Consider the following 14100-nt stretch of genomic DNA (forward strand, 5'->3'; position numbering starts at 1 on the left):
GCGCAAGATGACTGTGGCGCAATCGCACTGCGCCGTCGTGCGTCGCCGAACGGAATGCCCCTGATCCAAAAACAACTCCGGGGTCAGGTCCACCATTTCTACACGTCCTGGGCTGTAAGGCGGGCGAGTGTCCCGTTACGGTTCAGCTTGTGTAGAAATGGTGGACCTGACCCCGGAGTTGCGGGTTGCTGCTTTGTATCAGGCGTTGACGGCCTTGCCGTTCCTGGACGACCAGCGGTACAGGCCCACCACCACGAACGCGGCGACGACCAACGAGATGATCATCGAGTGCGATTCGCTCAGCGAGGTGTGGATCGCCAGCGGTTCGCCTTCGCCCGACAGCACGATCAGGCCGGCCAGCGCGACGTTGAACAGGCTCTCGCCGACGATGAAGCCCGACATCACCAGCACCGCGAGGCGCTTGGCCGTTTCGCCGCCGGCCGATTTGCCGCAGGCGCGCTCGAAGAAGTAGCCGGCCACCGCGCCCACCACCACCGGCGTGATCACCGAACTAGGCAGGTAGATCGCCAGGCCCACGCCCAGCGGCGGCAGGCTGTATTTGTCGTTGCTGGCTTTTTTCAGCACGAAGTTGATCGCCACCAGCAGCAGCCCGACCATCACGCCGTAGCCGAGCAGGTTCCATTGCAGGTTGCCGCCGATGACGCCCTTGGCCAGCGTCGAGATCAGCAACGCCTGCGGCGCGGCCAGCGGCTGGTCCGAGATCGAATCGAGATTCGGCGCGCCGACGAAGCCGTTGGCGTGGTTGAGCAGCTCCAGCACCGGCGGCACTACGCACGATCCGGCGAACACGCCGATCAGCAACGCGACCTGCTGCTTCCATGGCGTGGCGTCGACCAGCTGGCCGGTCTTCAGATCCTGCAGGTTGTCGTTGCCGATGACGGCCACCGCCAGCACCACGGTGGTGACGAACAGCGCGAAGGCGATCAGCGCCTGCGCCACTTCCGGACCCATGATGCTGCGGCCGACCATGCCCACGCTCAGCGCCGCGCCCAGGATCGTCAGAATGGCGATGCCCGATACCGGCGAGTTGGAGGAGCCGATCAGGCCCGCCATGTAGCCGCATACCGCCGCGGCGAGAATGCCCGCGACCAGGATGTAGCCGATGCCGACGGCCACCAGCGGGAAGGCGATCGACGACAGCGGGCCGCCTTGCAGGAAGCTGGTGAGCAGCCAGCCGGCCGGCACCATCGCCACCAGGGTGACCAGGCCGACGATGAAGATCGGCATATCCATCTCCGTGCGTTCCAGTACCGCGCCATCGAGCTTGGCGCGGCGCGCCGTGTCCATGGCCGATTTCAGGCCGCCGAAGATCGGCTTGGCCAGGCCGGCCAGCGTGATGATCGCGGCGATGCCGATCACGCCCGCGCCCATCATGCGCACTTCGGTTTTCCAGATGCCCAGCGCGTGGCCGGCGGCGTCGACGCCGGCGGCGGCCGGGGTCAGGGACGTCATCAGCGGCACCATGATGCCCCAGGCGATGACCAGGCCGGCGAGCATCGCCAGGCCGACCGTGATGCCCATCAGGTGGCCGGCGCCGATCAGCGCCAGCGAACCGGAGGCGCCGATGCCGGTGGCGCCCGCGCCCGTGCGGAAGTAGAACGACAATTCACCGGCCATGACCTTGACGGCGGCGCCGGCGGCGAACAGCGCCGAGCTGACGGCGCCCAGCACCACCGCGCGCAGACCGGCCTTGCCCTCGGCCGCGCCGGCGCGCGAGGCCGTGCCGACCTTGAGCACCTCGGCGGCGGCGACACCCTCCGGATACGGCAGGTTCGATTGCGACACCAGCGCGCGCCGCAGCGGCACCGTGTACATCACGCCCAACACGCCGCCGATGGCGCAGGCGCCGAAGGTCGGCCAGAACGGCACGTGCGCCCACCAGCCGATCATCAGCAGGCCTGGCAGCACGAAAATCACCGACGCCAGGGTGCCTGCGGCCGAGGCGATCGTTTGGACGATGTTGTTTTCCTGGATGGTAGCGTTCTTGAAAGCGCTCAAAAGCGCCATCGAGATGACGGCCGCCGGGATCGACGTGGCGAAGGTCAGGCCCACTTTCAGGCCGAGGTAGACCTGTGCCGCCGTGAATACCAGCGTAATCAGGATGCCCAGGATAATGCCGCGGAGGGTGATCTCCCTCGGGTTGGACGGTGCAGCTATGCTCATCTTCAGCACTCCGGTTGAAAAATATTGTTTATATGGTCAGAAAAACGGAAAAGCGACTCATGATATCCGAATCCCGGACGGGCCAGCAGGTAAAATAGCGGATTGTCAGAACGATTTTGAAGGTCAGCGCATGTCGATACAATGGTACCCGGGGCACATGAACGCCGCCAAGAAGAAGGCGGCGGAGCAGATGGAGAACACCGATCTGGTGATCGAGGTGGTCGACGCGCGCCTGCCGGAGGCCAGCACCAATCCGATGGTGGAGGAGCTGCGCAAGTTCCGCCAGCGTCCGTGCTTGAAGATCCTCAACAAGATCGATTTGGCCGATCCCGCCGCCACGGCGGCGTGGGTAGCGTATTACAACGCGCAGGAGGGCGTGACGGCGTTCGCGATGACGACCAAGAAGCCGGCCGACGTCACGCGCGTGCCGGAACTGGCCAAGCAACTGGCGCCGCACCGGGGCGTGCCGACCAAGCCGCTGCGTATCATGATCATGGGGATCCCCAACGTCGGCAAGTCGACCCTGATGAACGCGCTGTTGAAGCGCAAAGTGGCCAAGGTCGGCGACGAGCCGGCGGTGACCAAGCAGCAGCAGAAGCTTTATCTGGACAAGAACACCATCCTGGTCGACACGCCCGGCATGCTGTGGCCGAAGATCGCGCTGCCGAGCGACGGCTTGATGCTGGCCGCCAGCCACGCCATCGGCTCGAACGCGCTGATCGAGGAGGAGGTGGCGGTGTTCCTGGCCGACGAGATGCTGAAGTACTACCCGCAGCTGCTGGTGGCGCGCTATGGCTTCAAGGATATCGAAACGTTCGACGGCATCGCGGTGGTGGAGGGCGTGGCGGCCAAGCGCGGCTTCCGCCAGAAGGGCGGCGACCTGGATTTCGAGAAGGCGTCGCACACCTTCCTGGGCGACTACCGTAGCGGCACATTGGGCCGCATTTCGCTGGAGACGCCGGCGTCGCGCAAGGAGCGGTTGGATACGTACGCGGTGGAGGCGGCGGCCAAGGCGGCCGAGAAAGCCGCGATCGCCGAAGCCAAGGCCGCCGAATACGCCAAAGGCAAACGCGGAACGTAAAACCACCGCATATCGCTCCGCCAAGGAGACACGTAGGGCGGATTAGGCGGAACGCCGTAATCCGCCATCGACGAGCCGCCAACACCGACCGCGTTGGTTACGCGCCGCCGAACCGGAAACTCGACACCGCCAGCGCCCCCATAAACGCATCCTCGTGATACGGCACGGACGCCGGCTCGTCTTCGGCCGCGCCCAACGCCACCATCAGCGGCAGCAAATGCTCCTCGCGCGGATGCGCCATGCGCGCGGCCGGCGCCTTTTCCCACTCGATCAACGCCGCCGAGCGCTCGGCCGGCGGCAGCGCCATGGCCGCCCGCAGCCAGCCGTCGAATTGATGCGACGCCGCCGCGCCCTGCGCGTTGAACGCCCGCAGATTGTGGTAACTCAGGCCGCTGCCGATGATCAGCACACCTTCCTTGCGCAGCGGTGCCAACAGACGGCCAACCTCCAGATGCGTTTTCGGATCGAGTCCCTGCTTGAGCGACAGCTGCACGATCGGCACGTCCGCGTTCGGATACACCGGGTACATGGCGCTGAAGGTGCCGTGGTCGAAGCCGCGCTGCCCGTCCAGTTGCGTGGGGTGGCCGCCGGCATCGAGCAGTTGTTTGATGTGCGCCGCCAGTTCCGGCGCACCGGGGGCGCTGTATTGCACCTCGTAGGTGTGCGGAGGGAAGCCGCCGTAGTCGTATAGCATCGGCGGCTTGGCCGACGACGACAGCATGAAGTCGCGGCCTTCCCAGTGGGAGGTGACGACCAGCACCGCCTTCGGCGTGACGCCCAATTGGCGCGGGATGTCGCGCAGCGAGGCGTCCAGTTTTGCGTAGAGGTGGCCTACTTGGTCCATCATGAATGGCCACGGACCGCCGCCGTGGGACAGGAAGTAGGTGGGGAGGGTTTGGGTGGTGCTCATGGTGGTGCTCCGGGTATGGTGTTGATATCCATACTATAGGGATGCCGGGGCCGGCGATCAATGCGCGAAATGTAGATAGGTCATATCTATTTCCTGAATCATGGAGGGCTGGTGGCGGCGCATGCGTGGCGGATTACGGCGTTCCGCCTAATCCGCCCTACGTGTCTCCACGGTGTTCTTGGGTCCCAGGTCTTGGTCGATGTTGGCAGGCGTATAATGCCCGGGTTCTGGTGCCTGCGCATGTGTTCACGTGCGCGGTTAAACGGGAAACACAGGCCGCTTTCGCACTCCGCGAACCGGCCAAGGTGTGCTGCCCCCGCAACGGTAACGCCTGCGCCTTGTCGAGATATCTCCGACAACCGCGCCGGCCAGCCCGGATATCGGCCAGACAGGGGGGAGCGCGCGCCGTCGACCGGCGCGCGGCTTCCGTACACTTCCGACTTGCGGGGACGCAGGCGCGGATGTCTCTTTTGAAAACGATTTGCCATGAATTCCTTCGCGTTTGTTCCGCCTTCGGCGCCACGTTTGCTGGCCGCCGCCGTTTCCCTTTGCTTCACCGCCGCCGCCATCGCCCCGGCCGCCGCCACCGCGCAGGAAGCCGTCGGCGCGCAGGTCGCCCAGGTGCTGGCGCCGGTCGTCATCACCGGCTCCCGCTTCGACGCCGATCCGGCCCTGGCGCCGATCGGCGCCACGGTGATCTCGGCCGAGGATATCCGCCGCTCCGGCGCCAGCGACGTCAATTCGGCGATCCGCAAGATCGGCGGTGTCTACGGCCGTCAAAGCCTGAACGGCAGCCCGGATTTCGATCTCGATCTGCGCGGCTTCGGCACCAACAGCAGCCAGAATCTGGTGATCGTTCTCGATGGCGTGCGCCTGTCGGAAAATGAACTGAGCACCGCCATCCTGTCGACCATTCCGGTCGATACGGTGGACCGCATCGAAATCACGCGCGGCGGCGCCAGCGTGTTGTACGGCGACGGCGCCACCGGTGGCGTGATCAACATCGTCACCAAAAATCCCGGTAAGAACACGCGCCGTGGCAGCGTTTTCGTCGAGGGCGGCCGGTTCAACGCCGGCGAGGCGCGCGTGTCGGCCGCGCAGGCTTGGGAGGGCTTCGCGGCCGATGCGACCCTGGGTCACCAGCGCACCGACAACTACCGCGACAACAACGAATTCAAGCAAACGCAGTTCAGCGGCGGCGCGCAGTGGTTCAACGAGGCCGGTCGCGTGGGCTTCCGTTACGAGGGCGCGCGCCAGGATATGCGTTTGCCAGGGGCATTGAACGAGGCGCAATTCAATGCCAACCCTCGCCAGGCGACCACGCCCGACAACTACGGCTCGCTCGACAGCGATCGCCTCACCGTTTTCAGTCAGTACCGGGTGGCCGGCTACGATCTGGCGGCCGACCTGTCTTATCGCAAGAAGAACGTCGATTCGGCGTACTTCTACGACGGCGGTTCGTCGGTCGGCACCAGCGACAGCAAGCAGATTCAGTTCTCGCCGCGCTTGCGCCGCTTGAGCGAGATCGGCGGTATGCTCAATGAAGTGGTGGCCGGCGTGGACCTGAGCAAGTGGGAGCGTACCGCCGCCAGCGCCGACGCGGAGCAGAAATCGAAGGCGTTTTATCTTCGCGACGAGCTGCGCTTCGACGCCGCGCATCAGGGCCGGATCTCGGCCGGGGTACGACGCGAGATTTTCGACAAGGACTTCAGCAGTTCGAGTGGTTTCGGTTCTACCGGCTACGACGTCGCGCAGGGACTGAACGCTTGGGAGCTGCAAGCGAGCTATATGCCGCTTGCCGGTGTGACGGTGTTCGGCAAGGTTGGTCAAAGCTATCGAATCGCCAACGCCGACGAGAACGCGCTCACGCGGGTGAGCAACGTGGCGCTGCTGCCGCAAAAGTCGCGCGATCTTGAACTAGGCGCCAGCTACGCCGACGCCTCGCGCAAGCTGACTGCGCGCGTGTTCCGTCATAACCTGAGCAACGAGATATTCTACGATCCGACTGTCAACGGCTTCGGCGCCAACGTCAACCTCGACCCGACCAAGCGCCGGGGCTTCGAGCTGGATGCGGAACAGCGCATCGCCACCGACTGGACCGTCAGCGCGCACTACCAGTATGTCGACGCCAAGTTCCGCGAGGGCGTCAACAGCGGCAAGCAGATGGTGCTGGTGCCGAAAAACACGCTGAGCGCGCGTCTGAGCTGGACGCCGGCAGATGGCCAATCCGCCGATATCGGCACGCAGTGGGTCGCCAGCCAGCGTTACGGCTCGGACTTCGATAACAGCTGCGCCGGAAAAATTCCCGGCTTCGCCACCGTCGACGCCCGCTATGCCCGCAAGTTCGGCCAGTGGGAGTTTGCGGTGTCCGGCCTGAACCTGACGGACAAGCAGTACTATTCGCAAGCGTTTTCTTGCAAGGGCGGTATCTATGCCGCCGACGGCCGCCAGCTGAAACTGTCGGCGCGCTACGAGTTTTAAGCCGGTTTTAACCCACTCCCGGGCGCGAACGGCCACGTCGCGCCTGAAAAGTGGTAATCTCCGCTCGTGGCGTGGCTTGATTTGTCACCCGCCGCGCGAAGATGCGCTTTAATTTGGAACGGGTACGAAAATGAAAGAAGTTAGCGACGAACGAAAGGCCGCCGAAGGCAAGGTGATGCATCTTTACAAGGAATCGTCACCGGCCATCGAGACGCTGTTCGAGTGGGCGTATATCAACCATGTCGCATGGAGCCTGGTGGTGGTATTGGCGGGCCTCGTCTTCTGGCTGGTGGTCGCCTTGGCCAACGCGGAAAATCAGCGCTATGCGTTGATGACCAAAAAGTGCGAAGACCCTATGTTCAAGGGCGAGATCGACAAAAAATGTCTGCGGACCGTCGATTCGCGCGACCACTGGTGGCAGCATGTGACCTACGCGCTGAAAAACACCAGTCCGGAGAAATAGTCCAAACCACAAGCCCGCGCCAGCGGGCTTTTTTACAAGGCGAGCGATGAAACAAGTGATGGTGGTGACCGGCAGCAGCCGGGGCATAGGCGCTGCGACGGCCCTGATGGCGAGCCGCCGTGGCTACGCCGTCTGCATCAACTACGTCAGCAACGGCGATGCGGCCGAACAGCTGCGCGCGCAAATCAGCGGCGAGGGCGGCGAGGCGATCGTGGTGCGGGGCGATATGAGCGTGGAGGCCGACGTGCTACGCCTGTTTGCGGCGGTCGACGCGCAACTGGGGCCGATGACGGCGCTGGTCAACAACGTCGGCGTGCTGGAACAACAGTGCAAGCTGGCCGAGATGTCGGCCGAGCGGATGCAGCGTGTTTTCACCACCAACATCATGAGCGCCTTCCTGTGCGCCAGGGAGGCGGTCAAACGCATGTCCACGCGCAGCGGCGGACAGGGTGGCGGCATCGTCAACATCTCTTCCGGCGCGGCCCGGCATGGCGGCGCCAACACCTATATCGACTACGCGTCCTCCAAAGGCGCCATCGATGTGATGACCCTGGGCTTGTCGAAGGAAGTGGCGGAGGAGGGCATCCGCGTCAATTGCGTGCGGCCCGGCGTCACCGACACCGAGATCCACGCCAGCGGCGGCATGCCCGATCGGGTGGCGCGGATGGCATCGAGCCTGCCGATGGGGCGCGCCGCGCAATCGGAGGAAATCGCCGAATCCATCCTGTGGTTGCTGTCGCCGCAGTCTTCCTACGTCAGCGGCGCGATCCTGGACGTCGCCGGTTCGCGCTAGCCTCCGTTAGCCGTGGATCACCACCGTGCAGGTGGTGCCGGCCACCAGCGCCAGGTCCTTGGGCTTCTGGTCGATATGGATGCGCACCGGCACCCGCTGCGCCAGCCGCACCCAGTTGAAGGTGGGGTTGACGTCGGCCAGCAGCTCGCGTCCCACGCTGGCGTCGCGGTCGGTGATGCCGTGGGCGATGCTCTCGATATGGCCGCTCAGTTGCGCCGCGCCGCTCATCAGGCGCACTTGCACCGGGTCGTTCACCTTCAACAGCGGCAGTTTGGTTTCCTCGAAATAGCCGACCACGTAGAACGACTCGCTGCCGATGACGGCCAGCTTTGCCGCGCCGACGGCGGCGAAATCGCCCGCGTGCACGTTCAGGTTGGTGACATAGCCGGCCACCGGCGCCCGCACCACCGTGCGTTCCAGATTGAGCTGCGCCAGGTTGCGCGCGGCCAGCGCCGCCTGATATTGCGCCGACGCGGTGCCGACCGCGAATTGGGCCGTCTCCATGCTCTCGGCGGAGATGATGGAGCTGTCCAGCGCCGCGCGGCGGCTGGCCTCCTTGCTGCGGCGGCCTTTCTCGACCTGCTGCGACGCCAGCATGGCGTTGGCCTGCGCCAGCGCGTTTTGGTAGCGCGCCTTGTCGACGACGAACAGCACGTCGCCTTGCTTGACCATCTGGTTATCGCGCACCATCACATCGGTTACGGTGCCGGCGACGTCGGCGCTGATGGTGACCACGTCGGCCTTGATGCGGCCGTCCCGGGTCCATGCCGATTCCATGTAATGGTCCCAGGCGGTGCGCCCGATCCACAGGGCCGCCGCCAATAGCAGCATGGTCAGGAAAAAGCGGAAGATTTTGGATGCGCTCACGTTAGCTCTCGAAAATGGGTTGGATTATTTGTATAGCGTCAGCAGCAGGGCGCCGAAGATGCAGACGAACAGGCAAAGGCGCACCAGCGCCGGATGCCAGCTTTGACGATACGCGCCGACGTGGCTCAATACACTGTCCAGCGCGACCTGCAGCAGAAGGCTGACGAGGAACAGCGGCAGTACGCCTGGCAGCAGTACGCCGAAGAAGTCGATTTCACGCGGCATGATGGGGTTCTCCTGTTGATAGCTGGTCCAGCAAGGACGTATAAATGGAATGCAGGTCGGTCAGCGCGGTGTGCAGCGGCAGGCGGCGTTCGGGCGCGGCGTCGGCCAGCACCGCGCGCACCGCCGTGCCGGCGTGTAGCAGCGATTCCAGCGCGGTCGCGCCGTGCGCCGGTGTCGGCGCGCGCAGGTAGTCGGCCAGGTGTCGCACCACTTGCTGCAGGCCGTGGCGCGCGGGACCGGGCTGCGAGGCGGCGATCAATTGCCGTAGTTCGATGACGGCGTGGCCAAGTTCCAGCAAGGTCAGTCCCTGGCGCACCACGGAGCGCGCCGCTTCTCCCGGCACCGGTCCCGAGGCCGCGTTCAACTGGCTCAGAAGATCGCGCACGCGATTGTCGAAACGGCGCTTGAGCCGGTTCAGCGGCGCCGTGCAGGCGTTCAACGCCTCGCGCCACAGCGCGGCGGCGACATGGCCCTTGTGGCCCATCGTGTGCTCGGGCAGCACCACCTTGAACATCACGTAGGCGACCACCACGCCCATCGTCAGCGACAGCTCGCTGCTGATGAAGGCCTCGACGTCGTAGCGCATCTGGTTGGCCGGCACCAGCAGGGTGGCCGAGAACATGCCGATGCCGATACCCACGCCAGCCCATCTGGGACCGGTGCTCAGATAGGAGCCCAGCGCCAGCAGCGGCAACGCCACCAGCACCATCGGGCCGAAGTCGTCGGCGCGCGTCATCAGCAGGAACTCGGTGAGGAAGGCCAAGGGCGCGGCGATCAGGAAGCCGGTCAGCACCTGCTGCACCAGCGCCGTCGGCCGCGGCGACGACGACGCCAGCGCGCAGAAGATGGTCGCCATCAGGATGGCGTTGGCGGCGTAGGGCCAGGCCAGCCAGTACCATGCGGCAGCCGCGATCAGCAGGGTGGCCCCGGCCCGCAAGCCGCTGGCGACGACGATGGCGGGCGGCGTCTTCGGCGTGTAGGCGCCGGGATCGCTGACCTGCCGGCGCTTTTCGTGCGTCAGGCCGTGATACAGCGCCGCGAACTCCTCCAGATCACGCACGAAGCGATCCAGCAGTTCGACCGCCGTGTCGAAGTCGATCTGTTGCGGGCGCCCGTCCAGCGGGGTGGATGCCAGCCGCGCGCGTGCCGCCGCGATGTCTTTCGCCAGTTCCACGCGCACCCGTGCCAGTTGGCCTGCGGTCAGGTCGGGTTGCATCGCCCGCGCCAGATGCGCGTGCATCGGTTCCACCAGCTCCAGCACGGGGCCGGTGGCGTTGACGCGCAGGCGGTGGATCAGGCGGTGCAGTGTATAGAAAGTGGTCAGCACCGTCATGAAAGCCGCGTTGAAGGCGTGCAGCTGGCGCGTGTGGGAGCGCGCGTGGTCGGCCTCGAAGAAGGCTGCCGCGCGGCCCGATTCCAGCGCCGCGATATCGGCGGCGAACTTCAGGTGGTTCAGCTCCGCTTCCGCCGGTGACAGGCGCCGTTCCAGCACCTGCTGGCAAAAGGTGATGAAGCCAGCGTAGCGCGTCTGCACGGTGCGCATGACGGCGTGCGAATGGCGGCGCGGAAAAATCACGTCATGCACCACGGCGGCGCAGATGATGCCCAGTCCGACCTCGGTGACGCGGGTGACGGCCAGCGTGAATACGTGGGCCGGCGCGTCGATGGCGGGAACGACGATCATGCAGGCGGTGTAGCCGGCCAGCACGAAGCTATAGGATTGCTGGTTGCGGTGCATGGCGGCGCCGCCGGTGCACAGCGCGACCCACAGCGCCACGCCGATGAACAGCACCGGCGCAGACTGCGGGAACAGCGCCACCAGCAGCAGCGAGGCCGCGCAGCCGACCAGCGTGCCGAGGAAACGGTAGAAGGCTTTTTCCAGCACCATGCCGCTGCTGGGCAGCGCGAGGATGACGGTGGTGGCGAGCGCGGTGGAGGGAGAGTCGAGGCCGAGGCGGAAGGCCAGCCATAGGGCGCAGAAGGCGGCCAGCATGGCCTTGGCGACGAAGACCCAGCGCTGGCCTTCGGTGTCGAACCAACCGGCGGTTTCGGAGCGTAGCCACGCCGCTCCCTTGTTCACCGCTCCCCGCGCCGCTTTGTGTTCTTGTGTTGGCGTGGCGGCGGAGGGAGGGTTCATCGTGTGGGTTCGGCTATGTAAGTGCTTCCAGGTTGTTCAACTGCCGTTTCAGCAGGGCTTCCAGTTGTTTGACTTCTTCCGCGTTGTAGCCGTCGTAGGCGTGGGTGGTCGCGGCCCATACTTCCGGCAGCACCTTGGCGATCAGCGCGCGTCCGGTATCGGTCAGCGAGATCATCACGCAGCGGCGGTCGCCCGGGCGGTTGCCGCGCGTGATCAGTCCCTGCGCTTCCAGGTCGTTGCACACGCGCGTCAGGTTGGCGGGCTTCTCCATGCAAGCCTCGCCCAGCGTGGAGGCGGTGGAGGTCTCGTCGTCCGAGCCATACAGCACCGCCAGCACCATGTAGCTGGCATCCACCAGGTCATATTTGCGCAGCGCGGCGTTGCTCAAATCTTTCATCCGTTTTTGGATGTGGTAGGTCATGCGCATCAGGCGCATCAGATCCTCGGGGAAGTCCGGCATGCGGGCATGGATGTTTTTCAGGCGTTTTTTAGTCGCTTCAAAACTGCTCATTGCCTTGCTCCTCTTATAATTTTTGAAGGATTGATTGTACTTGGAAGCTCCCCGCTTAATCCACTTTTATACCCCCGCCAAGCGCCGACATCAACAAAGCGTAGTTATCCAGTTGTTTGCTCGCCACTTGTGCCATTTGCTGCTGCTCGTTTAACAAAGTCAGCTGCGCATTGATGACGTTGAGCGAGTCGGTCATGCCGGCGTTGTAGGCCCGTTCGGCCAGCTGCTGCTGGCGGCGCGCCGACGCCAGCGCGCGTTGCGCCAGCAGGTCCTGCTGCTTGACGGAGGCGATGCGCACCACCGCGTTGGCCACATCGGCCATCGCCTGCACCACGGTGGCGTTGTACTGTTCGACCGCACCGTCGTAGAGCGCGGTCTGGTTGCCCAGTTGGGCGTGCAGCCGCCCGCCGTCGAAGATCGGCAGGCTGACGGCCGGCGTGATGCCGCGCATCTGCGAGCGGCTGTCCAGGAAGCGCGAGAAGCCCAGCGACTGCAGGCCGACGAACGCCGCGAGATTGATGTTCGGGTAGAAGTCGGCCTTGGCGCCGGCGATGCGCGCTCCGGCCGCTTCCACGCGCCAGCGCTGGGCGACGATGTCGGGGCGCCGGCCGACCAGTTCCGCCGGCAAGGTGTCGGGCACCGCTTCGCCTTGTCCCGATTCAAGGGCCAGCTTCGGCCGGGCGATCGTTTCACCGTCGCCCGGTCCTTTGCCGATCAGTGCCGCCAGCTGATTGCGCAACAGGGCGATCGATTCGTCGATCTGCTCATGGTCGCGCCGTCCCGCCGGCAGTGTCGTTTCAATGTTGGTGACGTCGATGTCGCTCACCAGTCCCGCCGCATGGCGCTTGCGCGTGATCTCGAGGATGCGCTGGCGTTGCGCCAGGTTGTCGGCCACGCTGTCGCGCAGCGCGTAGTCGAGCGACAGTTGAATGTAGCTGCGTACGATGGCCGTCTCCAATGTCAGCCGTGCCATCTGCGCTTCGGCCGACGCCAGGCGTACTTCGTCGAGTGCGGCGGCCAGCGCGTCGCGGTTGCGGCCCCACAGATCCAGGTCGTAGGAACCGGACAGGGTGGCGGTGTTCTTCCACGCGTAGTTGCCGGCCAGCGGAGCGGGCACGGTGCTGTGCGCGGAGTACAGTTCGCGGTCGATGCTGGCCGAGGCGTCCACGCGCGGCAAGGTGCCGGCTTTGGCGACGCCTGCCAGCGACTCGGCCTGGCGCACGCGCGCTTGTGCCGCGCGCAGGCCCGGATTGCCGGTCAGCGCCGCGCTCACAAGCTTGTTCAACTGTTCGTCGTGCAGCGCTTCCCACCAATGCTGCGCGGGCCACGCCACGTCGGCGCTGGCGGCGGCGATGGCTTTGCCGGGATTCAGTTGCGCGGGCTTGAGCGCGGTGGCTTGCGGCTGGATGTGGCCCATGTCCGCGCATCCGCTCAACACCGCCATCGCGCACGCCAGCATGGCGGCTGCGAGGGGACGTGGCGATGGATGCGTGGTCATGGTGATCTCGACGCGCGTTTAGTTGGCGACGTGTTTGCGGGTTTGCGCGACGTCGAAGTCGGCTTCCGTTTGCAGCAGCGTGCCGTTCTTGCGCGCTTCGAGGAATTCGGCTTGAACCTGGGCGCGGGTCAGGCCGGTCGGCTGTTGGGCTTTGCTCGCGGCGACGGCGGTGGCGGCGACGGCGGTGGCGGCGACGGCGGTTTGCGCGGCGGCCGTGCCGGTTGCCGTTTTGGTGGCGCTAACGGAGGTGGTGGCCGCGCCAGTGGTGGTGTTAGCGGCTGGCGACGTGGTCTGGGCCGTGGCGACGGTGCTACCGGCGATGGCGAAGACAAGGGCGGCGGTGCGCAGCAGGTTGTTGGTGACGGTGCTCATGATGGACTCCTTCGTGTGTGTATGGAGTAACTATATCTATGAATAGTACATTTGTAAAGTAAAAAATTCCTATCGGGCCGATAGGGCTGTCCGATGCGTCTCCCCTATATGCGAGCGGGCGCACGGACCGGCCGCCGCCGCAGTGGTCCAATCGGGTTTTCATTGGAAGGAGCAGATCATGTCCGACAGTACACTCGACCCCGATAACATCCCGGCAGGTAACGATCGCGTGCTGGGGCGCGGCCACGGCACGCGTTCGCTCGGCCCAAGCGACAACTCCGACAGCGGCAGCGACGTGGCCGGCAATCCGGACCTCGCGCTCGACAGCGACACCGATGCCGAAGGCACCGGCGAGCGTGGCGATGTCGCGATCGACAAGGTGGAGGCGGGCGCCGACATCGGTTTCGATCGCATCGAAACCATCCCTGGCGCAGATGCGATGGTGGACGGCGATTTCCACGACGTGGTGCCGTTGGAGGACGACGGCAGCGTGCCGGATGACGACGTGCCGCCGGATCAAACGTTGGAGCGTGGCGAGAAGTCGCGGTTGAACGGGCAGCCGGGTTCCCGCCAATAAG

13 protein-coding genes and 1 riboswitch are annotated in these 14100 nt (G+C 65.1%); of the genes, 5 read left to right on the plus strand and 8 right to left on the minus strand.

The window, feature by feature from the left end:
• Nucleotides 1-198: 198 nt before the first annotated feature.
• Nucleotides 199-2184 (minus strand): OPT family oligopeptide transporter, encoded by a 1986-nt coding sequence (locus tag AC07P1_RS13810; RefSeq protein WP_494696336.1) that lies wholly within the window; start codon nt 2182-2184, stop codon nt 199-201.
• Nucleotides 2185-2314: 130 nt separating this feature from the next.
• On the opposite strand from AC07P1_RS13810, the gene ylqF reads away from it, so the two are divergent.
• Nucleotides 2315-3265 carry a ribosome biogenesis GTPase YlqF gene (gene ylqF, locus AC07P1_RS13815; RefSeq protein ID WP_494696337.1) on the plus strand — a complete coding sequence of 317 codons (951 nt, stop codon included), beginning with the start codon at nt 2315-2317 and terminating at the stop codon, nt 3263-3265.
• Between the two features lie 97 nt (nt 3266-3362).
• On the opposite strand, the gene AC07P1_RS13820 is transcribed toward ylqF, so the two are convergent.
• A complete protein-coding gene (locus AC07P1_RS13820) occupies nt 3363-4175 on the minus strand; it encodes a DODA-type extradiol aromatic ring-opening family dioxygenase (RefSeq protein WP_494696338.1) in 813 nt (270 codons plus the stop codon).
• Nucleotides 4176-4386: 211 nt separating this feature from the next.
• Nucleotides 4387-4578, plus strand: a riboswitch (cobalamin riboswitch).
• A gap of 83 nt (nt 4579-4661) precedes the next feature.
• Between AC07P1_RS13820 and AC07P1_RS13825 the strand changes: the two genes are divergently transcribed.
• The 3 genes from AC07P1_RS13825 to AC07P1_RS13835 all read left to right on the plus strand — a co-directional run bounded on the left by AC07P1_RS13825 (nt 4662) and on the right by AC07P1_RS13835 (nt 7912).
• Nucleotides 4662-6656, plus strand: a complete 1995-nt coding sequence (locus tag AC07P1_RS13825; RefSeq protein WP_494696339.1) for a TonB-dependent receptor — start codon at nt 4662-4664, stop codon at nt 6654-6656.
• Nucleotides 6657-6786: 130 nt separating this feature from the next.
• Nucleotides 6787-7119 (plus strand): hypothetical protein, encoded by a 333-nt coding sequence (locus AC07P1_RS13830; RefSeq protein WP_315217005.1) that lies wholly within the window; start codon nt 6787-6789, stop codon nt 7117-7119.
• 46 nt (nt 7120-7165) lie between these two features.
• Nucleotides 7166-7912, plus strand: a complete 747-nt coding sequence (locus AC07P1_RS13835) for an SDR family oxidoreductase (protein ID WP_494696340.1) — start codon at nt 7166-7168, stop codon at nt 7910-7912.
• 6 nt (nt 7913-7918) lie between these two features.
• Here the strand turns inward: AC07P1_RS13835 and AC07P1_RS13840 are convergent, their stop codons facing one another.
• From AC07P1_RS13840 to AC07P1_RS13865, 6 genes are read right to left on the minus strand one after another with little or no spacing between them, the layout of a single operon-like run.
• On the minus strand, nt 7919-8779 hold the full coding sequence (locus AC07P1_RS13840) for an efflux RND transporter periplasmic adaptor subunit (RefSeq protein ID WP_315217008.1): 861 nt from the start codon (nt 8777-8779) through the stop codon (nt 7919-7921).
• 24 nt (nt 8780-8803) lie between these two features.
• A complete protein-coding gene (locus AC07P1_RS13845; protein WP_090315529.1) occupies nt 8804-9004 on the minus strand; it encodes a DUF1656 domain-containing protein in 201 nt (66 codons plus the stop codon).
• Nucleotides 8994-11141 (minus strand): FUSC family protein, encoded by a 2148-nt coding sequence (locus AC07P1_RS13850; RefSeq protein ID WP_494696341.1) that lies wholly within the window; start codon nt 11139-11141, stop codon nt 8994-8996. The genes AC07P1_RS13845 and AC07P1_RS13850 overlap by 11 nt, the downstream gene beginning before the upstream one ends.
• 13 nt (nt 11142-11154) lie before the next feature.
• Entirely contained in the window at nt 11155-11652 is a 498-nt protein-coding gene (locus AC07P1_RS13855) for a MarR family winged helix-turn-helix transcriptional regulator (RefSeq protein ID WP_494696342.1), read from the minus strand.
• A gap of 55 nt (nt 11653-11707) precedes the next feature.
• Nucleotides 11708-13150, minus strand: a complete 1443-nt coding sequence (locus tag AC07P1_RS13860) for an efflux transporter outer membrane subunit (protein WP_494696343.1) — start codon at nt 13148-13150, stop codon at nt 11708-11710.
• Between the two features lie 18 nt (nt 13151-13168).
• A complete protein-coding gene (locus tag AC07P1_RS13865) occupies nt 13169-13522 on the minus strand; it encodes a DUF4148 domain-containing protein (RefSeq protein WP_494696344.1) in 354 nt (117 codons plus the stop codon).
• A 178-nt stretch (nt 13523-13700) separates the two neighbouring features.
• Between AC07P1_RS13865 and AC07P1_RS13870 the strand changes: the two genes are divergently transcribed.
• A complete protein-coding gene (locus tag AC07P1_RS13870; protein WP_494696345.1) occupies nt 13701-14099 on the plus strand; it encodes a hypothetical protein in 399 nt (132 codons plus the stop codon).
• The last annotated feature ends 1 nt before the right edge of the window (nt 14100 follow it).

It is taken from the genome of Duganella sp. GW821-FHT07F09 (assembly GCF_059418705.1).